The sequence below is a fragment of the Cellulomonas sp. EB106-03-03-XG116 genome, assembly GCF_058792015.1.
The window spans coordinates 1-18,361 of sequence record NZ_JBYTEP010000040.1; the positions used below are offsets into that span (position 1 = coordinate 1).

The window sequence follows — 18,361 nt, forward strand, 5'->3', positions numbered from 1 at the left end:
GGCGGCGGGGCGAACCCGCCTGCCCGGCGCCGCGCCCGTTCGCCCGGACGGGTGGTCCGGCCGCCCACCGGTCAGGTGATCCCGCCCGCGGCCGATGGGGTGGCCGTGCGCGCGCGGACCCGCCCCCCGAGAGACGGCGCACGCCTGTTCCTCGCGGCGTCGCACACCGCCGGCGCGCTGCTGCTCTGCGCGGTCCTCTGCCTGGTCAGCGCGGTGTGGCCGCCCTCGCGCATGGCGCTGGTCGGCGTCTGGTACGGCGGCTCGGCGGCGCTGGCGCTGCTGGCCGGCGCGCTGCTGCTGCTCCGCGACCGGCCGCGGGCCCCGCTCGCCGCGCTGGTCGCCGCCGTCGGGATCGGCGGGGTGCTGGTCGCCAGCTGCCAGACCCTCGCGGGCGTCGTCACGACGAGCCTCGGCCTGGTCGTCGCCGGGCAGGCCGCCGCGCTGCTCGGGGAGCCGCGCACGGTGCGCCGGGTGCTCGGGCTGGTGGTCGTCGTGCTCGGCCTGGCGATGCTCGCCTCGCCGGTGCCGTTCGCGCTGACGACCTGGCTGGTGCTCGCCCTCACCACCGTCGTGATGAGCGGCCTGGTGACGTACCTGCTGCAGCGGCTGCGGCTGCTCGCCACCACCGACGACCTGACAGGCGCCCTCACGCGCGCCGCGTTCGACGAGCGCGCCGCCCTCGTCCTGCACGACGCCGCGCGCCGGGGCCGGCCCGCCACCGTCGTCTGCCTCGACGTCGACGACTTCAAGGTCGTGAACGACACCCTCGGGCACGCCGCCGGCGACGAGGTGCTGGTGCGGCTCGTCGCCGGGTGGCGGGCCGGGCTCGGCGACGGGGACCTGATCGGGCGGGTCGGCGGCGACGAGTTCGCGGTGGTGCTCGCCGGCCGGGACGCGGCGGGCGCGGAGGACTGGGTGGCCGCGGCCGGACAGCGCCTCGCGGCGGGCGACCCCACCTGGAGCCACGGCGTGGCGCAGGCCGACGGCGACGAGCCGGTGCGGGACGCGCTGGCCCGTGCCGACGACGCGCTGTACGCGCGCAAGGGGCGGCGGGTCGGCGGGTCGGTCTGACGCCGGGTCGGTCGGACGCCGGGTCGGTCCGGCGCCGGGGCGCGGTCAGCGGCTGGTCGACACCCGGTACTGCGCGTTGGCGAGCGGCACGAACACCACCAGGAACAGCGCCGACCAGATGAGCGTGTACACCTCGGGGTGCTGCAGCGGCCACGCGGTCGGCTCGGGAACCCCGGGCGGGATGTTGCCGAACAGCTCGCGCGCTGCCTGGGTCACCGCCGACACCGGGTTCCACTCGGCGAACGTCTGGAGCGGCGCCGGCAGGGTGTCGAGCGGGACGAAGGTGTTCGCGACGAACGTCAGCGGGAAGATCACGATGAACGAGGCGTTGTTCACCACCTCGGGGCTCGGGACGAGCATCCCGATCCAGGCCATGATCCAGCTGATCGCGTAGGCGAACACCAGCAGCAGGCCGAACCCCGCCAGGGCGTCGAGCACGGACGACCGGATCCGCCAGCCGACGACCAGCCCGGTCAGGCCCATCACGATCAGCACGATGACGTTGTTCACCACGTCGGAGAACGTGCGACCGGTGAGCACCGCCGACGGCGCCATGGGCAGCGACCGGAACCGGTCGAGGATGCCCTTCTTGAGGTCCTCCGCGAGGGCCGCCCCGGTGACGGTCGCGCCGAAGATCACGGTCTGGGCGAAGATCCCCGCGATGAGGAACTCCCGGTAGGCCTGCCCGCCGCCCTCCTGGTCGATCGCCCCGCCGAACACGTAGGAGAACAGCAGGACGAACATGATGGGGGACAGCGTGGTGAAGACCAGCAGGTCGGGCACCCGCTTGATCTTGATGATGTTCCGCTTGGCGACCACGGAGGCGTCCGCGATCACGGGTGGCACCGGCATCACGCACCTGCCTTCGGGTCGGGGTCGCCGTCCTGCTCCGCGGTCTTGCCGGTCAGGGCGAGGAACACGTCGTCCAGGGTGGGACGGCGCAGGCCGACGTCCTCCAGCCGGACCTGGCGCTCGTCGAGCCGCCGCAGCGCCTCGCTCAGCACCTCGGGGCCGCCGGACACCGGCATGACGAACGACCGGCGGCCGTCGTCCACGGTGGGCCGCCCGACGCCGAGCGGGGCGAGCGCCTCCTCGACGCCGGCGAGCAGCGCGACGTCCGCGACGGTCAGCTCCAGGCGCTCGCCGCCGACCTGCCGCTTGAGCTGGTCCGCGGTGCCCTGGGCGATGATCCGGCCGTGGTCGATGACGACGATCTCGTCGGCGAGGACGTCGGCCTCCTCCAGGTACTGCGTGGTCAGCAGCAGCGTGGTGCCGCCGGCGACCAGCGTCTGGATCACGTCCCACATCTCGGTCCGGCCCCGTGGGTCGAGGCCGGTGGTGGGCTCGTCCAGGAAGATCACCGGCGGGTCGGCCACGAGCGCGCCCGCCAGGTCGAGCCGGCGCCGCATGCCGCCGGAGTAGGTCTTGGCCGGCCTGTCGGCGGCGTCCTCGAGACGGAACGACGCGAGCAGCTCCCGCGCCCGGTCGCGGGACCGCCGCTTGCCGAGGTGGTACAGCCGCCCGATCATCTCGAGGTTCTCGTAGCCGGACAGGTACTCGTCCACCGCCGCGTACTGGCCGGACAGCCCGATGCGCCGCCGGACCTCGCCCGGGCGGGCGAGCACGTCGACGCCCGTGACCCGCGCGGTGCCCTCGTCGGGGCGCAGCAGCGTGGACAGGACCCGGACGATGGTGGTCTTGCCCGCCCCGTTGGGGCCGAGCAGACCGAGCACGGTGCCGGACGGCACCGTGAGGTCGACGCCGTCCAGGGCGGTGACGCCCTTGTAGCGCTTGACGAGCCCGCGGGCCTCGATCGCCTGTTCCATGGGGCGAGCGTAGATGTGACCTACGACACACTTGAAGAGGTTTGCCGAGCGACCTCGCGCGCGGGGGTGCGGACGCAGGTCAGAGCGTCGTCACCTCAGCGCAGGCCGGCCGCCTCGGCCCACGCGGCCGCCTCGGCGCGCGTCGAGGCGCCGATCTTGCGGTAGATCGACCGCACCTGGGTCTTCACGGTGTTCCGCGAGACGAACAGCTTGCGGGCGATGTCCTCGAGGGTCACGTCCTCGGCGAGCTCGGCGAGGACGATGCGCTCGCGGGGGCTCAGGGGCTCGCCGAACAGGTCGGTCACGGCTCGGCGGGTGGCTGCGAGGGTGGTCATGGGGGCTCCGGTGCGACTGGGCGGGTCGCGCTCGCCGGCGGTGCGCGGCGGGCGCTCACCCGTTCGTTCGGCGCGGAGGGCGATCCGGATGGGTAGATGAATCCTCAATCACCCATCGCGCCGGAGTCGGGGTCGCCCCTCCCGGCGGTCCCGGTGCAGGTCACACCGCCGGCAAGCCGATTCCGGCCGACGTGGCAGGTCCACCCGGATGGAGCAACGCCCCCGACGCCCGCAGGTGGGCGGCAGGGGCGGCGGGTGAGCGACGCGGCGGTGTGCGGGCCTGGGCTCAGGCGGTGGCGGGGACGTCCTGCGTGCGCCCGGCCCGGGCGGCGGGCGCGGTCGGGGCCTGGTGCGTCACGCGTACGCCGCGGGTCCAGCCCGCGGTGCGGATCTCGACCGCGGTGGTCGCCGCGTACGGCGCGAACGCGCGGCGCAGGGTGGTCGCGAACGGGGTGCGGGTGGAGGTCGACGACATGGCACCCAGTCTCGTGACGTGGGGCCCATGCGTCCAATGACACCAACGTCATGGATCCATGCGCTAGCGTCATGCGACGTGGACGTGCAGGCGATGCGGTGGTTCCAGCAGGTGGCTGACGGCGCGACCGTGACCGAGGTCGCGGACGTGGAGCAGGTCAGCCAGCCCGGTGTCTCCCGGGCGCTGGCCCGCCTGGAGCGCGAGGTCGGCGCCCCGCTGCTGCGGCGGTCGGGCCGGCACCTGCGCATGACGCACGCCGGCGCGGTGTTCAAGCGCCACCTCGACGGCGTCCTGCACCAGCTCGACGACGGCCTGGCCGCCGTCGACGCGGCGGTGCAGCCGGACACGGGCACCGTGACACTCGGGTTCCAGACGACCCTCGGCTCGTGGTTGGTGCCCGAGCTGGTCCGGACGTTCCGCCGGCAGCACCCGCGCGTCCGGTTCGAGCTCACCCAGACGCCCGACCACCTGGCCGACGCGCTGCTCGACTCCGGGCGCGTCGACCTGCTCATCTCCACCGTGCCGCCCTCGGGCCCCGCGGTGCACCACCGGGTGCTGCTCACCGAGCCGCTGCGGCTCGCAGTGCCGGCCGGGCACCGGCTCGCCGAGCGGGAGGCGGTGCGGCTGGCGGACGCCGCGGGGGAGCCCTTCCTGCTGCTCCGGCCGCCGTCGACGCTGCGGCGGCAGACCGAGCGGCTGTGCCAGGCGGCGGGGTTCCGGCCGACGCCGGCGTTCGAGGGCGAGGACGTGCCCACGCTGCACGGGTTCGTCGCAGCGGGGCTCGGGGTGGCGCTGCTGCCGGCGGGCTCCCCGGCGGCGCCCGGCGCCGCGGGTGGTGGGGCCGGGCGTGGCGCGGGCGGTGGGAGCGGGCGGGTCGGCGGCGCGGACGGCGCGGGCGGCGGCGCGGGTGGTGACGTCGGAGACGAGTCGGCCGCCGACACGGGGCCCGTGCGGCACCTGCGCGTCCTCGACGAGGGCGCCACCCGGGACGTGGGCCTCAGCACGTTCGCGGAAGACGCCCTTCCGCCCGCGGCACGCCTGTTCCTCGACCACGTCCTGTCCCGCGCCCGCACCGGCGCGCTCCCGGGCCCCGACGCCTGACCAGCCTGCTCCGCCGGCGTCGAGTGCCTACCGGACACGTCGAGTGCCTACCCCGCGGATAGGCACTCGACGTGTCGGCTGTGCACTCGCGGAGACCGCGGTCGCTGGGAGGCGGTCAGTCGAGCGGGAGCGGGGCGGGCTCGACCGCCTCCGGCGCCGCGGCCTCCTCCTGCGCCGACGCCGGGGCGCCGCGGCCCGCGGACCAGACCGCGCCCGCGCCCGCGAGCACCACCAGCGCGATCCCGCCCAGCGCCGCGACCGGCAGTCGGTCGCCGAGCGCGACCGCCCCCACCAGCGCGGCCATCGCGGGGTCGATCGCGAACAGCGTGCCGACGACACGGGTGCCCGCGAGCCGGGCGGCCTGGAAGTCGAGCGAGAACGCCAGTGCGACGCCGATCAGCCCGGACAGCACCAGCGGGGCGACGTGCCCCTCGTCCAGCGTCGGCGCCTGCGCGACCTGGAACGGCGACAGCAGCAGGGCGCCGACCGCGACCGACAGCGCGAGGTCGCCGAGCCCGCCGGACCCCGAGCCGACGCGGCCCGCGAGCACGGTGTACCCGCCGAACGCCGCGGCCGCGCCGAGGCCCAGCGCGACGCCGACCGGGTCGAGCCCGCCGGTCGGGGTGCCGACGACGAGCACCACGCCGGCGAGCGCGACGATCGGCAGCAGCCGTGCGCGCCCCGCGGACGCCACGGCGGCGACCGCGAGCGGCCCGCAGAACTCCAGGGTCACGGCGACGCCGAGCGGGATGCGGTCGAGCGCGGCGTAGAACAGCACGTTCATGGCGGCCATCGCGACGCCGTACAGCGCGATGCCGGCCCACGCCGAGCGGCTGCGCCCGCGCAGCGCGGGCCGGGTCAGCAGGAGCAGGACGAGGGCGGCGGCCGTCATGCGGTAGCCGGAGACGGCGAGCGTGCCCAGCGAGCCGAACGCGGACGACGCGAGCGCGGCCGAGATCTGCACGGACGCGGAGCCGACCAGCACGAAGGCGGCGGCGGTGAGGGCGCGCGGGCGCGCGCCGAGGGGGAACGAGAGCATGAGGGTCCTCAGCGGGACGGCCCGCCGGTGCGGCGGGCGGTGGTCGGGGTGCCTGCGCGGCACGCCGACGCGAGCGTCGGGCGTGCCGGGGTCAGGCCCCGGGCCCCCGGCGCGGGGCGCAGCCCCGGTTGCTCATCGGATCCATGGCGCGAGCGTACGTCCTGGTCGTGCGTGGTCCCCGGGGCGTCCGCATGGCGGGCGGCGACCCGGGCGCGCGGCAGAGTGCCCGCGGTGCCGCCCGCCGCCCGCCAGCCCGCCCGTCCGCCCTCAGCCCGCCGCCGCCCGCGGGATCTCGTCGACCGACGTGTACACCGGGATCCCGCGCCGCCGCGCGATCGCGACGTCGTTGTCCGCGCCCGCCGACTCCCCGGGCAGCCGGAGCACGGCGTCGCAGTGGGCGAGCAGCCGCTCCGCGGTCGGGTAGAGCACGTCCTGGGCGCGGGGGTCGGTCGGGCCGTCGGCGCCCATGCTCGCGAGCACCGGGAGCGCCACCCACTCGCCGATCATGGGCACGTGCCCGCGCTCGAAGATCGGCCAGGCGGCCTCCTCGAGCCGGCGGAGGTTGGCGGCCATGGCGGCGGGGTCGCCGCCCGTCCCGGACTGGTAGGGGCCGGCGATGAGAATCAGCTGTGCGGTCATGCCTCCGACCATAACGCGCAGAACCGTGCAAGACTAGGCACCAACGAGAAAGACCGGGCGACCACCGAGGAGGCCGCGATGCTGCCGGCACAGCGACGGGACGAGCTGCTGCGCGTGCTGCGCACCGAGGGGCGCGTCGTCGCCAAGGACGCCGCCGAGCGGCTCGGGCTGTCCGAGGACACGGTGCGGCGCGACCTGCGGGAGATGGCCGCCGCGGGGCTCTGCCAGCGGGTCTACGGCGGTGCGCTGCCGGTGTCGCCCGCGGTGGCGGACTACGCGGGACGGCGCACGGTCGCCGTCGAGAACAAGGACCGGGTCGCCCGGCGCGCGGCCGGGCTCGTGCGGCCCGGGAGCACCGCGATCCTCGACGGCGGGACCACGGCGCTCGCGGTCGCGCGGGCGCTGCCGCCGGACCTGCGCGCGACGGTGGTGACGCACAGCCCGACGGTCGCCGCGGCGCTCGCGGAGCACCCGACGGTGGAGGTGCTGGTGCTCGGCGGTCGGCTGTTCAAGCACTCGGTGGTCACGTCGGGCGCGCTGCTCGCCGAGGCGGCCGCGGGCGTCTGGGCGGACGTGTTCCTGCTCGGCGTCACGGGCGTGCACGCGGAGGCGGGGCTGACCACCGGCGACGCCGAGGAGGCCGCGACCAAGCGGGCGCTCGCCCGGCGCGCGGGGGACACCTACGTGCTGGCCAGCGCCGAGAAGATCGGCGCGGCGTCGCCGTTCCGCGTGCTGCCGCTGGACGAGGTCGCCGGCGTGGTCACGGACGTCGACCCCGACGACCCGGCGGCGCGGGCGCTCGCGGACGCAGGGGTGCCGCTGGTGGCGGCGGGCTGACCCGCGCCCCGGCGGTCAGGCCCGCGTGCGGAACGTCAGCAGGTACCGCGTGGCCCCCGCCGCGAGCAGCGCCGCGCCGAGCATGTGCAGCATGACGAGCAGGATCGGCAGGTCGGTGGCGACCTGGACGTACCCGATGAGGCCCTGCAGGGCGACGAGCCCGACCATGACCCAGCCCCGGCGGCGCAGCAGGCGCGGCCCCCGGCGGTTCAGCCACAGCAGCACGACGAGCATCCCGGTGAACAGCCACACCGACGCGGCGTGCACCCGGGCCATCAGGTACGGGTCGACGGCGATCCGGTAGCCGACCTCCTCGTCGCCCGAGTGCGGGCCGGCGCCCGTGGTGATGACGCCGAGCGCCAGCACGAGCACGAGCAGCGCGCCGAGCACCGGCGCGAGCCGCCGGGACCACGGCCCGACGACGGGGATCCGGGGCCCGTCGCCCTCGCGGCTGCGGTGCACGAGCAGCGTCGAGGCCGCGACCAGCGCCATCGACACCATGAAGTGCAGGCTGACCCACGCGGGGTGCAGGTGCAGCAGGACGACGACGCCGCCGATGAGCGCCTGCAGCACCACGCCGGCCAGCGGGGCGAACCCGAGCCAGCGGTAGGAGCGGGACCGGTCGCGGTCGAACCAGACCAGGAGCGCGACGGCGACGGCGATGACGCCGAGCACGCCGGTCAGGGTCCGGTTCCCGAACTCGACGTACTGGTGGTAGGTCGTCTCGGGGTGGAACGCGGCGGTGAACTGCCCGGGCTCGCACTGCGGCCACGTCGAGCAGCCGAGGCCGGAGCCGGTGAGCCGCACCGCGCCGCCCGTGACGACGATGCCGATCTGCGCGACCAGGTTCGCCACGAGGACGGGGTAGGTCAGGCGCTCCTGCGCCCACGCGCCGAACCGGGCGAGGCCGGACGGGGCGGTCGGAGGGGCGGCGGCGACATCGGGGCTCACGGCGCCCAGCCTACGGTCCGCCGACCCGCGCTCGTGCCGCCGTGCACGAGGTCTTGATCACGCGACCCGGGTGCCGCGGCGGGCTCAGGACGACCAGCGGAACCAGCGGCGCACGGCCGCGGCCAGCGCGAGCGCCCACACCGCCAGCGCGGCGAGGTGCGCGGCCGGGAAGGCCCCGTCGACGAGGGACGCGCGCAGCGCCTCGCCCAGCGCGCCGGGCGGCAGCCACTCCGCGACGGAGGCCCACCACCCGGGCAGGTCGGACACGGGCAGCACCAGGCCGCCGACGACGGCCAGCACCACCAGCAGCAGGTTCGCGACCGCGAGCACCGCCTCCGCGCGCAGCGTCCCCGCGAGCAGCAGCGCGAGCGCGGTGAACGCCGCGACGCCGAGCAGCAGCGCGAGCACCGCGCCCGGGATGCCGGCCGGCTCGGGGCGCCAGCCGAGCGCGAGCCCGACCACGCCGACGACCACCACCTGGAGCGCCGCGACCGCGAGCACGGCGAGCGCCTTGCCCGCGAGCAGGCCCCCGCGCCCGAGCGGCGTCGTGGCCAGCAGCCGCAGCACGCCGTTGCGCCGGTCGAACGCCGTGGCGATGGCCTGCGAGGTGAGCGAGCCGGCCATCACGGCCAGCCCGAGGATCCCGGGGGTGACGACGTCGATCCGCTCGGCGTCGCCGACCCCGATGTCGAGGAACGACCCGCGCCCGAGGGCGATCAGCGCGACCACCGGGATGATCAGGGTGACGAGCAGCTGCTCGCCGTTGCGCAGCACGGCCATCGTCTCGAACCGGGCCTGGGCGCGGATCCGGCGACCGGCGGGCGCGGCGCGGTCGGCCGCGCGGTCGGCGCCTGCGGCGCCCGCAGGGGCAGGAGCGGGCGCGGTCATCGCAGGTTCCGTCCGGTCAGGTCGAGGAACACGTCCTCGAGGGTGCGGCGCCCGACGTCCACCCGGGCGAGCAGCACGTCGCGGTCGGCGCACCACGCGGCGAGCACGGCGACGAGCGCCGGGGTGGCGGGGGAGTCGACGGCGTACGCGCCGGGGCCGGTCTCGGTGACCGCGGCCCTCGCCGCGGCACCCGCCGGGGTCAGCGCGGCCCCCAGCGCGGCGACGTCCAGCCCCGGCTCGGCCCGGAACGTCAGCGTCGAGGAGTCGGCCCCGGCCAGCAGCGCCGGCACAGACCCGTGGGCGATGACCCGGCCGTGGTCGACGACGGCCACCTCGTCGGCCAGCGCCTCCGCCTCGTCCATCAGGTGCGTCGTCAGGAGGACCGCGACGCCGTCCGCGCGCAGCTCCTCGACCAGCGACCACACGGCGCGCCGCGCCTGCGGGTCCATGCCCGCCGAGGGCTCGTCCAGGAACACGACGTCCGGCCGCCCGACGACCGCGGTCGCGAGGGCGAGCCGCTGCCGCTGGCCGCCCGAGAGCCGGCGCACCGTCGTCCGGGCGAACGGGGTGAGGCCGAGCCGCTCGGCGAGCTCGCCCACGTCCCGCGGCCGGGCGTACATCTCGGCGACGTGCCGCAGCACGCCCAGCGCGGGCACGCCGGTGGGCAGCCCCGCGTCCTGCAGCATGACGCCCACGCGGGGGCGCAGCGCGGCGGCGTCCGCGACCGGGTCGAGGCCCAGGACGCGCACGGAGCCGGCGTCCGGGGCGCGCAGCCCCTCGCAGCACTCCACGGTGGTGGTCTTGCCCGCGCCGTTCGGACCGAGCACCGCGGTCACCCGACCGGGGGACGCGTGCAGGTCGAGCCCGTCGACGACGGCGCGGCCGTCGTACCGCTTGACGAGCCCGCGCACCTCGACGGCGGGCGGGGAGGAGGACTGGCCGAGCACCCCGCGAGTGTAGGGGTCGCAGCCGCTCGCCCGGTGTGGTGAGGCTGACCTTGCTTGCCAGGACTTATTTCGGCAACAAGGATGTTGCCGATATCGGGAGCCCTCGTCGGGGCTCCGCGGGGCCGGCGCCGCCACGGCGGTCCGCCCCCGCGAACCAGCCGCGCAGCAGTGAACCGGAGGTGTGTGCCATGAGCGCCAGCACGCCGGGGACCGCCGCCGCGCCGGAGGCCGACTGCGCGACCGAGGTCACCGACGCGACGGTCCGCTCCGTCGCCGCCGCGACGGCGCCCCGCCCCACGGAGCCCGAGTCCGAGGCCGAGGCGGGCACCCGCCGCCGGGTGCTCGACCTGATCGCCGCCGACGGCCCGGTGTCCGCCGCCGAGCTGGCCGCGGAGCTCGACCTGACCGCCGCGGCCGTCCGCCGGCACCTCGCGGTGCTGGAGGGCGAGCAGCAGATCGGCGTGCACGACGGCGGCGCCGTCGGGCCCGCGCGCCGCGGCCGCCCCGCCAAGCGGTACGTCGTGACCGCGGCCGGGCAGGCGGCGCTGAGCCAGCAGTACTCCGAGCTCGCGTCGCAGGCGCTGCGGTTCGTCGCCGAGATCGGCGGCGCGGACGCGGTGCGCAGCTTCGCCGAGAAGCGGGTCCGCGACCTCGAGGTCCGGCACGCCGACGCGCTGGCGGAGGCGGGCGACGACCCGGCCCGCCGGGCGCAGGTGCTCGCCGACGGCCTCGCGGTCGACGGCTTCGCGGCCACCGCGCGTCCCGTGCCCGGCGGCCACGCCATCCAGCTGTGCCAGGGCCACTGCCCGGTGCAGGACGTCGCGCGCGAGTTCCCCGAGCTCTGCGAGGCGGAGGCGCACGCCTTCTCCCGCATGCTCGGCGTGCACGTGCAGCGCCTCGCGACGCTGGCCCGCGGCGGCCACGTCTGCACCACGAACATCCCGATCGTGCCGGTCCGCCGGCCGACGACGACGGACTGACCGACCCACCCGAGCCCCCCGACCCCCGTGCACCCGCGGAAGGACGATGAGATGACGACGACGGACCCCGGACGCCCGGTAGCGGCCGAGCCGATGAGCCAGGACGAGGCCATCGCCTCGATCGGCAACTACGGCTACGGCTGGCACGACGCCGACGACGCGGGCGCCACGGCGCAGCGCGGCCTGTCGGAGGACGTGGTGCGCAACATCTCGGCGCTCAAGAACGAGCCCGAGTGGATGCTGAAGACCCGCCTGAAGGCGCTGCGCCTGTTCGACAAGAAGCCGATGCCCTGGTGGGGCGCGGACCTGTCGGGCATCGACTTCGACAACATCAAGTACTTCGTCCGGTCGACGGAGAAGCAGGCGACGTCCTGGGAGGAGCTCCCGGAGGACATCAAGAACACCTACGACCGCCTGGGCATCCCGGAGGCCGAGAAGCAGCGCCTGGTCGCCGGCGTCGCCGCGCAGTACGAGTCCGAGGTCGTCTACCACCAGATCCGCGAGGACCTGGAGGCGCAGGGCGTCATCTTCGTCGACACCGACACCGGCCTGCGCGAGTACCCGGAGCTGTTCGAGCAGTACTTCGGCTCGGTCATCCCCCCGGGCGACAACAAGTTCGCGTCGCTGAACACCGCCGTGTGGTCGGGCGGCTCGTTCGTCTACGTGCCGCCGGGCGTGCACGTCGAGATCCCGCTGCAGGCCTACTTCCGGATCAACACCGAGAACATGGGCCAGTTCGAGCGGACGCTGATCATCGCGGACGAGGGCTCGTACGTGCACTACGTCGAGGGCTGCACCGCGCCGATCTACCAGTCGGACTCGCTGCACTCCGCGGTCGTCGAGATCATCGTGAAGAAGAACGCCCGCGTGCGGTACACGACGATCCAGAACTGGTCGAACAACGTCTACAACCTCGTGACCAAGCGGGCGACCGCGGCCGAGGGCGCGACGATGGAGTGGGTCGACGGCAACATCGGCTCCAAGGTCACCATGAAGTACCCGGCGATCTACCTGCTGGGCGAGCACGCCCGCGGCGAGACGCTGTCCATCGCCTTCGCGGGCGAGGGCCAGCACCAGGACGCCGGCTGCAAGATGGTGCACGCCGCGCCGCACACCTCGTCGTCGATCGTGTCGAAGTCGGTGGCCCGCGGCGGCGGCCGGACCTCGTACCGCGGCCTGGTCCAGGTGCTCGAGGGCGCGTCGCACTCGGCGTCCAACGTGCTCTGCGACGCGCTGCTGGTCGACCAGATCTCCCGCTCGGACACCTACCCGTACGTCGACGTCCGCGAGGACGACGTGTCGATGGGGCACGAGGCCACGGTCTCCCGGGTGTCCGAGGACCAGCTGTTCTACCTGATGTCCCGCGGCATGACCGAGACCGAGGCCATGGCGATGATCGTGCGCGGGTTCGTGGAGCCCATCGCGCGCGAGCTGCCCATGGAGTACGCCCTCGAGCTGAACCGCCTGATCGAGCTGCAGATGGAAGGGGCCGTCGGCTGATGTCGACCACCACACCCGAGACCCCCGGTCTCTCCACCGACCACTCCCGCGCGACGGCCGACGAGGCGCACAGCCACGGCGTCGCCGAGGTGCCGCAGTCGTCGCGCGCGGCCCGCGCCACCTCGTTCGAGGTCGCGGACTTCCCGGTGCCGACCGGGCGCGAGGAGGAGTGGCGGTTCTCGCCGGTCGACCGGCTCGCGCCCCTGTTCGCCCCCGAGACGGGCCGGCTCACGGGCCACGGCGTCCTCACCACGGTCGTGAACGCGCCCGAGGTCGAGGTCGAGATCGTGGATCGCGACGACGCCCGCCTGGGTCGCGCCGGCAAGCCGGGCGACCGCGCCGCGGCCGTCGCGTGGGCGTCGTTCCCGCGGGCCACCGTCGTGACCGTGCCGCAGGAGGCCGTCGCGTCGACGGTCACCTCGGTGCGCGTCGAGGGCGTCGAGGGCCAGCTGGAGCCGACCGGCAGCCACCTGCTCGTGCACGCCAAGCCGATGTCGCAGGCGACGGTCGTCATCGACCACGTCGGGTCCGCGCTCCTGACCGAGACCGTCGAGGTCGTGGCGGAGGACGGCGCGCACCTGACCGTCGTCTCCGTGCAGGACTGGTCCGAGGGCGCCGTGCACAACGCGGCGCACCGCGTGAAGCTCGGCCGCGACGCCACGGTCAAGCACATCGTGGTCACCCTGGGCGGCGACGTCGTCCGGCTCACCCCGGACGCGGAGTTCGCGGGCGAGGGCGGCTCGGTGGAGATGCTCGGCGTGTACTTCGCCGACGCGGGCCAGCACCAGGAGCAGCGGCTGTTCGTCGACCACGCGGTCCCGAGCTGCAAGTCCCGCGTGACCTACAAGGGCGCGCTGCAGGGCGAGGGCGCGCACACCGTGTGGGTCGGCGACGTGCTGATCCGCAAGGAGGCCGAGGGCACCGACACCTACGAGCTCAACCGCAACCTGGTCCTCACGGACGGCGCGCGCGCGGACTCGGTGCCGAACCTCGAGATCGAGACGGGCCTCATCGAGGGCGCGGGCCACGCCAGCGCCACCGGCCGGTTCGACGACGAGCAGCTGTTCTACCTGCGCTCGCGCGGCATCCCGGAGACGGACGCCCGCCGCCTGGTCGTGCGCGGCTTCTTCGCCGAGCTGATCCACCAGATCGGCGTGCCCGAGGTCGAGGAGCGGCTCATCACCGCGATCGAGGCCGAGCTGGCGCAGTCGATGACGGAGTTCCGGGGTGCCGCGGCGGTGTCCGGCGGCGACCTGGCCTCCGACGTCACCGACGAGACCGACGCCGAGCGCGCCATCCTGAACGAGCCCGCCTCCGTCGCCTCCGCGGACGAGCCCGCATGACCGCACAGCTCGCGTGCATGACCTCCGACGTGCCCGACGCCGGCACCTTCCGTGTCGAGCTCGAGGGGCCGTCGGGCCCGGTCGAGGTCGCGGTCGTCCGCGACGAGGACGGCGCGCTGCACGCCATCAGCGACATCTGCTCGCACGGCGCGGTCTCGCTGTCCGACGGCGAGGTCGAGGGCTGCACCGTGGAGTGCTGGCTGCACGGGTCGCGGTTCGACCTGCGCACCGGCGAGCCGCTGGGGCCCCCGGCCGTCCGCCCCGTCCCCGTCTACCCCCTGACCGTCGACGGCGAGCGCGTGCTCGTCGACGTCGACGGCGCTGCCTGAGCCTTCCGAGGAGAACCCGCATGCCCACCCTGGAGATCCGCGACCTGCACGTCAGCGTCGAGACGAAGGAGGGTCCGAAGCCGATCCTCCGCGGCGTCGACCTGACCATCAACAGCGGCGAGACGCACGCCATCATGGGCCCGAACGGCTCCGGCAAGTCCACGCTGGCCTACTCGCTCGCCGGGCACCCGAAGTACACGATCACCTCGGGCACCGTCACGCTGGACGGCGAGGACCTCGTCGCCATGTCGGCCGACGAGCGCGCCCGCGCCGGCCTGTTCCTCGCCATGCAGTACCCGGTCGAGGTCCCCGGCGTCTCGGTGTCGAACTTCCTGCGCACCGCCAAGACCGCGATCGACGGCGAGGCGCCCGCGCTCCGCACCTGGATCAAGGACGTCGACGGCGCCATGGAGCGCCTGCGCATGGACTCCTCGTTCGCCGAGCGCTCGGTCAACGAGGGCTTCTCCGGCGGCGAGAAGAAGCGCCACGAGATCCTGCAGATGGAGCTCCTGAAGCCCCAGTTCGCGATCCTCGACGAGACCGACTCCGGCCTCGACGTCGACGCGCTGCGCATCGTCTCCGAGGGCGTGAACCGCGCCAAGGAGTCGACCGACGTGGGCGTCCTGCTCATCACGCACTACACGCGCATCCTGCGGTACATCCAGCCGGACTTCGTGCACGTGTTCGTGGACGGCCGGATCGCCGAGGAGGGCGGGCCCGAGCTCGCCGAGCGCCTCGAGAACGAGGGCTACGACCGGTTCCTGACCTCGGGCGCCTCCGCCTGACGGTCTCGCACCACCCGCGAGGCCCCCGGGGCGGCGGCCGCACCGCCGCCGCCCCGGCCCCGCACCCCGGAGGGCGACCGGGCGCCAGGCCACGACGCACGACGACGAGGACACCGAGATGACCGACACGCTGGACCGGGCCCCGCAGGACGGGCAGGGGCGGACGCTGGACGCCGCCGAGCTGGCCGCCGTGCGCGCGGACTTCCCCCTGCTGCAGCGGACCGTCCGCGACGGGCGCCCGCTGGTCTACCTCGACTCCGGCGCGACCTCGCAGAAGCCCGAGGTCGTCCTCGACGCGGAGCAGGACTTCTACACGCAGCGGAACGCCGCCGTGCACCGCGGCGCGCACCAGCTCGCCGAGGAGGCCACCGAGGCGTTCGAGACCGCCCGGCACGAGGTCGCCTCGTTCGTGGGCGTGCAGGACGACGAGATCGTCTGGACGTCCAACGCCACCGCGGGGCTCAACCTCGTCGCCTACGCGATGTCGAACGCGACGCTCGGGCGCGGGGGAGCGGCGGCGCAGCGGTTCGCCCTGGCCCCCGGGGACGAGATCGTCGTCACCGAGGCCGAGCACCACGCCAACCTCGTGCCGTGGCAGGAGCTGGCCGCGCGCACGGGCGCCACGCTGCGCTGGCTCGGCGTCGACGACGACGGCCGCATCCGGGCGGACGAGCTCGGCACGGTCGTGACCGACCGGACCAAGGTGCTCGCGTTCACGCACGCCTCGAACGTGACCGGCGCCGTCACCGACGTCGCGCCGTTCGTGGCCCGCGCCCGGGAGGTCGGCGCCCTGACGGTGCTCGACGCCTGCCAGAGCGTGCCGCACCTGCCCGTCGACCTGGCCGCGCTCGGCGTCGACTTCGCCGCGTTCTCCGGGCACAAGATGCTCGGCCCGACCGGCGTCGGCGCGCTGTACGGCCGCCGCGAGCTGCTCGAGGCCATGCCGCCCGTCACGACCGGCGGGTCGATGGTCGAGGTCGTCACGATGGAGCAGACCACCTACGCCCCGCCGCCGCGCCGGTTCGAGGCCGGCACCCAGATGGTGTCGCAGGCCGTCGGCATGGGCGCCGCCGCGACCTACCTGGCCGAGCTCGGCATGGACGCGGTCGCCGCGCACGAGCGGCACCTCGCCGGGCTGCTGCTCGACGCGGTGGCCTCGGTCCCCGGCGTGCGGGTCATCGGCCCCACCGCGAACGTGGACCGGCTCGCGACCGTGTCGTTCGTCGTCGACGGCGTGCACGCGCACGACGTCGGCCAGGTGCTCGACGACCGCGGCGTGGCCGTGCGGGTGGGCCACCACTGCGCGCAGCCGCTGCACCGCCGGTTCGGAGTCGCCGCGACCGCGCGCGCGTCGGCCGCCGTCTACACGACGGACGAGGAGATCGCGGTGTTCCGGGAAGCACTGGCGGGGGTCCGGACGTTCTTCGGACTGAGCGACTGATACTGGGACGACGACAGACCCGAGAGAGCGAGAGCCGCACCGCATGAGCACCGGCATGGAGCAGCTGTACCAGCAGCTGATCCTCGACCACGCCAAGCACCCCGCCCACCGCGGGGCGCAGGAGGCGTACGACGTCGAGGTCCACCACGTGAACCCCACCTGCGGGGACGAGGTGACGCTGCGCGTGCGCCTGGACGCCGACGCGTCGGGCGCGCCGGTCATCGGCGAGCTCACCTGGACCGGCCAGGGCTGCTCGATCTCGCAGGCCTCGGCCTCGGTGATGTCGCAGGCCGTCGCCGGCGGGTCGGTGCAGCACGCGCTCGCGCTGTCCGACGACTTCCGCGAGCTCATGGACTCCCGCGGCGTGCTGCCCGAGAAGTTCGAGGGCGACGGGCTCGCCGAGGAGATGGAGGACGCCGTCGCGTTCGTCGGCGTCGCGCGGTACCCGGCCCGCATCAAGTGCGCCCTGCTCGGCTGGGCGGCCATGAAGGACGCGGTGGCGCAGGCCTCCGTGACGACCACGAACCCCGAGGAGGGGCGATGAGCGACACCACGGTGTCCCCGCAGCAGGACGGCGCCGCGCCGGCGCCGGTGAACGCCGCCGACGTCGAGGAGGCGCTGCGCGACGTCATCGACCCCGAGCTCGGCGTCAACGTCGTCGACCTCGGCCTGGTCTACGGCATCGCGATCGAGCAGGGCCGGAACGTCGTCATCGACATGACGCTCACCTCGGCGGCGTGCCCGCTGACGGACGTCATCGAGGACCAGGCGGGCACCTCGCTCGAGGGGCTGGTCGACTCGGTGCGGATCAACTGGGTCTGGATGCCGCCGTGGGGCCCGGAGAAGATCACCGACGACGGCCGCGCGATGATGCGGGCGCTGGGCTTCAACATCTGAGCCCGAGGACGACACGACGCCGGGGCGGGGTCATCCCGTCCTGGCGTCCGTGCGTCCGGGGTCAGAGCGAGGCGGCCGCGAACGTGTCGCAGGACTGGACCGTGCCGTCGCGGTAGCCGGTCATGAACCAGCGCTGGCGCTGCTCGCTGGAGCCGTGCGTCCAGGTGTCCGGGTTCACGCCGCCCGCCGACTGCTGCTGGATGTGGTCGTCCCCGACCGCCGCTGCGGCGGACAGGGCGTCGGCGAGCTGCGCCTCGGTGATCGGCTCCAGGAACGTCACGCCGGTGTCCGGGTCGACCGTCGTGGCCGCGTCGCCGGCCCAGAGGCCCGCGTAGCAGTCGGCCTGGAGCTCGACGCGGACCGAGTCCGAGTCGTCGCCGGTCCCGGACCGGTCCGCGCTGTCGAAGATCCCGGTCAGCTGCTGGATGTGGTGCCCGTACTCGTGCGCCACGACGTACATCTCGGCCAGCGGGCCGCCCTGCGCGCCGTACTGCGAGGCGAGCAGGTCGTAGAACGACAGGTCGAGGTAGATCGTGCGGTCCGGCGGGCAGTAGAACGGCCCCGTCGACGCCGACGCGCTGCCGCAGCCGGTGTCGGTGGCGTCCTGGAAGGACACGACGGCGGGCTCGACGTCCGGGTCCTGGGCGAGCTCCGGCAGGGTGCGCTGCCAGTACGCGTCGAGCGCCTGGACCGTCGCCGACAGCCGGCACTCGCGCTCGGCGTTGGCCTGCTCGGCGGTGCAGTCGCCGACCTGGGCGACCTGCTCCTGCGAGCCGGCGCCCGTCCCGCCGTCGCCGGACAGCAGCTGTGCCGGGTTGCCGCCGAGCAGCGTCACGACCACCACGAGCACCAGCGTGCCGAGGCCGCCGCCGACCGCGATGCCGCGGCCACGGCCGCCGCTGCGGGACTGCACGCGGCCACCCTCGAACCGGCCGCCGTCCTGGAACGTCATGCCGGGGACGGTAGCCCGGGGCGCG

The 18,361-nt window shown here is 74.9% G+C and carries 21 protein-coding genes; 11 read left to right on the top strand and 10 right to left on the bottom strand.

Annotation, left to right across the window (positions count from 1 at the left end; translation table 11 throughout):
- Positions 1-105 precede the first annotated feature (105 nt).
- Positions 106-1,071 (top strand): GGDEF domain-containing protein, encoded by a 966-nt coding sequence (locus AC3WUG_RS14165; RefSeq protein WP_492328261.1) that lies wholly within the window; start codon positions 106-108, stop codon positions 1,069-1,071.
- A 45-nt stretch (positions 1,072-1,116) separates the two neighbouring features.
- Here AC3WUG_RS14165 and AC3WUG_RS14170 read toward each other — a convergent pair whose 3' ends face one another.
- From AC3WUG_RS14170 to AC3WUG_RS14185, 4 genes are all read right to left on the bottom strand, one after another.
- Positions 1,117-1,923 carry an ABC transporter permease gene (locus tag AC3WUG_RS14170; RefSeq protein WP_492328262.1) on the bottom strand — a complete coding sequence of 269 codons (807 nt, stop codon included), beginning with the start codon at positions 1,921-1,923 and terminating at the stop codon, positions 1,117-1,119.
- Positions 1,923-2,897 (bottom strand): ATP-binding cassette domain-containing protein, encoded by a 975-nt coding sequence (locus tag AC3WUG_RS14175; RefSeq protein WP_492328263.1) that lies wholly within the window; start codon positions 2,895-2,897, stop codon positions 1,923-1,925. The genes AC3WUG_RS14170 and AC3WUG_RS14175 overlap by 1 nt, the downstream gene beginning before the upstream one ends.
- Before the next feature lie 95 nt (positions 2,898-2,992).
- A complete protein-coding gene (locus AC3WUG_RS14180) occupies positions 2,993-3,232 on the bottom strand; it encodes a LuxR C-terminal-related transcriptional regulator (RefSeq protein WP_492328264.1) in 240 nt (79 codons plus the stop codon).
- A 286-nt stretch (positions 3,233-3,518) separates the two neighbouring features.
- The gene (locus AC3WUG_RS14185) at positions 3,519-3,707 is read right to left on the bottom strand and encodes a hypothetical protein (RefSeq protein ID WP_492328265.1); all 189 of its coding nucleotides are present in this window, start codon (positions 3,705-3,707) and stop codon (positions 3,519-3,521) included.
- Between the two features lie 78 nt (positions 3,708-3,785).
- On the opposite strand from AC3WUG_RS14185, the gene AC3WUG_RS14190 reads away from it, so the two are divergent.
- Positions 3,786-4,808: a LysR family transcriptional regulator gene (locus AC3WUG_RS14190; RefSeq protein WP_492328266.1), complete on the top strand. Its 1,023-nt coding sequence runs from the start codon at positions 3,786-3,788 to the stop codon at positions 4,806-4,808.
- 115 nt (positions 4,809-4,923) lie between these two features.
- Here AC3WUG_RS14190 and AC3WUG_RS14195 read toward each other — a convergent pair whose 3' ends face one another.
- Both AC3WUG_RS14195 and AC3WUG_RS14200 read right to left on the bottom strand, forming a co-directional pair.
- A complete protein-coding gene (locus AC3WUG_RS14195) occupies positions 4,924-5,847 on the bottom strand; it encodes an EamA family transporter (protein WP_492328267.1) in 924 nt (307 codons plus the stop codon).
- A gap of 267 nt (positions 5,848-6,114) precedes the next feature.
- The gene (locus tag AC3WUG_RS14200) at positions 6,115-6,486 is read right to left on the bottom strand and encodes a DUF4406 domain-containing protein (protein ID WP_492328268.1); all 372 of its coding nucleotides are present in this window, start codon (positions 6,484-6,486) and stop codon (positions 6,115-6,117) included.
- A 78-nt stretch (positions 6,487-6,564) separates the two neighbouring features.
- Here AC3WUG_RS14200 and AC3WUG_RS14205 point away from each other — a divergent pair, with 78 nt between their 5' ends.
- Positions 6,565-7,323: a DeoR/GlpR family DNA-binding transcription regulator gene (locus tag AC3WUG_RS14205; protein WP_492328269.1), complete on the top strand. Its 759-nt coding sequence runs from the start codon at positions 6,565-6,567 to the stop codon at positions 7,321-7,323.
- A 15-nt stretch (positions 7,324-7,338) separates the two neighbouring features.
- Here AC3WUG_RS14205 and AC3WUG_RS14210 read toward each other — a convergent pair whose 3' ends face one another.
- The 3 genes from AC3WUG_RS14210 to AC3WUG_RS14220 form a co-directional block, all read right to left on the bottom strand.
- Positions 7,339-8,274, bottom strand: a complete 936-nt coding sequence (locus AC3WUG_RS14210) for a COX15/CtaA family protein (protein WP_492328270.1) — start codon at positions 8,272-8,274, stop codon at positions 7,339-7,341.
- Between the two features lie 84 nt (positions 8,275-8,358).
- On the bottom strand, positions 8,359-9,162 hold the full coding sequence (locus AC3WUG_RS14215; RefSeq protein WP_492328271.1) for an ABC transporter permease: 804 nt from the start codon (positions 9,160-9,162) through the stop codon (positions 8,359-8,361).
- Complete coding sequence (locus tag AC3WUG_RS14220) at positions 9,159-10,109, bottom strand: ABC transporter ATP-binding protein (protein ID WP_492328272.1); 951 nt, start codon at positions 10,107-10,109, stop codon at positions 9,159-9,161. The genes AC3WUG_RS14215 and AC3WUG_RS14220 overlap by 4 nt, the downstream gene beginning before the upstream one ends.
- 188 nt (positions 10,110-10,297) lie before the next feature.
- Between AC3WUG_RS14220 and AC3WUG_RS14225 the strand changes: the two genes are divergently transcribed.
- From AC3WUG_RS14225 to AC3WUG_RS14260, 8 genes are all read left to right on the top strand, one after another.
- Complete coding sequence (locus AC3WUG_RS14225) at positions 10,298-11,089, top strand: helix-turn-helix transcriptional regulator (protein WP_492328273.1); 792 nt, start codon at positions 10,298-10,300, stop codon at positions 11,087-11,089.
- Between the two features lie 93 nt (positions 11,090-11,182).
- On the top strand, positions 11,183-12,589 hold the full coding sequence (gene sufB / locus AC3WUG_RS14230) for a Fe-S cluster assembly protein SufB (protein ID WP_410053285.1): 1,407 nt from the start codon (positions 11,183-11,185) through the stop codon (positions 12,587-12,589).
- The gene (gene sufD / locus AC3WUG_RS14235) at positions 12,589-13,932 is read left to right on the top strand and encodes a Fe-S cluster assembly protein SufD (protein ID WP_492328274.1); all 1,344 of its coding nucleotides are present in this window, start codon (positions 12,589-12,591) and stop codon (positions 13,930-13,932) included. Before sufB ends, sufD begins: the two co-directional genes overlap by 1 nt.
- A complete protein-coding gene (locus tag AC3WUG_RS14240; protein WP_492328275.1) occupies positions 13,929-14,261 on the top strand; it encodes a non-heme iron oxygenase ferredoxin subunit in 333 nt (110 codons plus the stop codon). The genes sufD and AC3WUG_RS14240 overlap by 4 nt, the downstream gene beginning before the upstream one ends.
- A gap of 20 nt (positions 14,262-14,281) precedes the next feature.
- Positions 14,282-15,046 carry a Fe-S cluster assembly ATPase SufC gene (gene sufC, locus AC3WUG_RS14245; protein WP_492328276.1) on the top strand — a complete coding sequence of 255 codons (765 nt, stop codon included), beginning with the start codon at positions 14,282-14,284 and terminating at the stop codon, positions 15,044-15,046.
- 118 nt (positions 15,047-15,164) lie between these two features.
- Positions 15,165-16,487 (top strand): SufS family cysteine desulfurase, encoded by a 1,323-nt coding sequence (locus AC3WUG_RS14250; RefSeq protein ID WP_492328277.1) that lies wholly within the window; start codon positions 15,165-15,167, stop codon positions 16,485-16,487.
- Positions 16,488-16,530: 43 nt separating this feature from the next.
- Complete coding sequence (gene sufU, locus AC3WUG_RS14255; RefSeq protein WP_492328278.1) at positions 16,531-17,031, top strand: Fe-S cluster assembly sulfur transfer protein SufU; 501 nt, start codon at positions 16,531-16,533, stop codon at positions 17,029-17,031.
- On the top strand, positions 17,028-17,384 hold the full coding sequence (locus AC3WUG_RS14260; RefSeq protein ID WP_147793719.1) for a metal-sulfur cluster assembly factor: 357 nt from the start codon (positions 17,028-17,030) through the stop codon (positions 17,382-17,384). Before sufU ends, AC3WUG_RS14260 begins: the two co-directional genes overlap by 4 nt.
- 61 nt (positions 17,385-17,445) lie before the next feature.
- On the opposite strand, the gene ypfJ is transcribed toward AC3WUG_RS14260, so the two are convergent.
- Entirely contained in the window at positions 17,446-18,336 is an 891-nt protein-coding gene (gene ypfJ, locus AC3WUG_RS14265; RefSeq protein ID WP_492328279.1) for a KPN_02809 family neutral zinc metallopeptidase, read from the bottom strand.
- Positions 18,337-18,361: the final 25 nt, after the last annotated feature.

Coding starts and splice junctions, on each gene's coding strand:
- AC3WUG_RS14170 (WP_492328262.1), bottom strand. CDS start 1,923: ATGCCGGTGCCACCCGTGATCGCGGACGCCTCCGTGGTCGCCAAGCGG.
- AC3WUG_RS14175 (WP_492328263.1), bottom strand. CDS start 2,897: ATGGAACAGGCGATCGAGGCCCGCGGGCTCGTCAAGCGCTACAAGGGC.
- AC3WUG_RS14180 (WP_492328264.1), bottom strand. CDS start 3,232: ATGACCACCCTCGCAGCCACCCGCCGAGCCGTGACCGACCTGTTCGGC.
- AC3WUG_RS14185 (WP_492328265.1), bottom strand. CDS start 3,707: ATGTCGTCGACCTCCACCCGCACCCCGTTCGCGACCACCCTGCGCCGC.
- AC3WUG_RS14195 (WP_492328267.1), bottom strand. CDS start 5,847: ATGCTCTCGTTCCCCCTCGGCGCGCGCCCGCGCGCCCTCACCGCCGCC.
- AC3WUG_RS14200 (WP_492328268.1), bottom strand. CDS start 6,486: ATGACCGCACAGCTGATTCTCATCGCCGGCCCCTACCAGTCCGGGACG.
- AC3WUG_RS14205 (WP_492328269.1), top strand. CDS start 6,565: ATGCTGCCGGCACAGCGACGGGACGAGCTGCTGCGCGTGCTGCGCACC.
- AC3WUG_RS14215 (WP_492328271.1), bottom strand. CDS start 9,162: ATGACCGCGCCCGCTCCTGCCCCTGCGGGCGCCGCAGGCGCCGACCGC.
- AC3WUG_RS14225 (WP_492328273.1), top strand. CDS start 10,298: ATGAGCGCCAGCACGCCGGGGACCGCCGCCGCGCCGGAGGCCGACTGC.
- sufB (WP_410053285.1), top strand. CDS start 11,183: ATGAGCCAGGACGAGGCCATCGCCTCGATCGGCAACTACGGCTACGGC.
- sufD (WP_492328274.1), top strand. CDS start 12,589: ATGTCGACCACCACACCCGAGACCCCCGGTCTCTCCACCGACCACTCC.
- AC3WUG_RS14240 (WP_492328275.1), top strand. CDS start 13,929: ATGACCGCACAGCTCGCGTGCATGACCTCCGACGTGCCCGACGCCGGC.
- sufC (WP_492328276.1), top strand. CDS start 14,282: ATGCCCACCCTGGAGATCCGCGACCTGCACGTCAGCGTCGAGACGAAG.
- AC3WUG_RS14250 (WP_492328277.1), top strand. CDS start 15,165: ATGACCGACACGCTGGACCGGGCCCCGCAGGACGGGCAGGGGCGGACG.
- sufU (WP_492328278.1), top strand. CDS start 16,531: ATGAGCACCGGCATGGAGCAGCTGTACCAGCAGCTGATCCTCGACCAC.
- AC3WUG_RS14260 (WP_147793719.1), top strand. CDS start 17,028: ATGAGCGACACCACGGTGTCCCCGCAGCAGGACGGCGCCGCGCCGGCG.
- ypfJ (WP_492328279.1), bottom strand. CDS start 18,336: ATGACGTTCCAGGACGGCGGCCGGTTCGAGGGTGGCCGCGTGCAGTCC.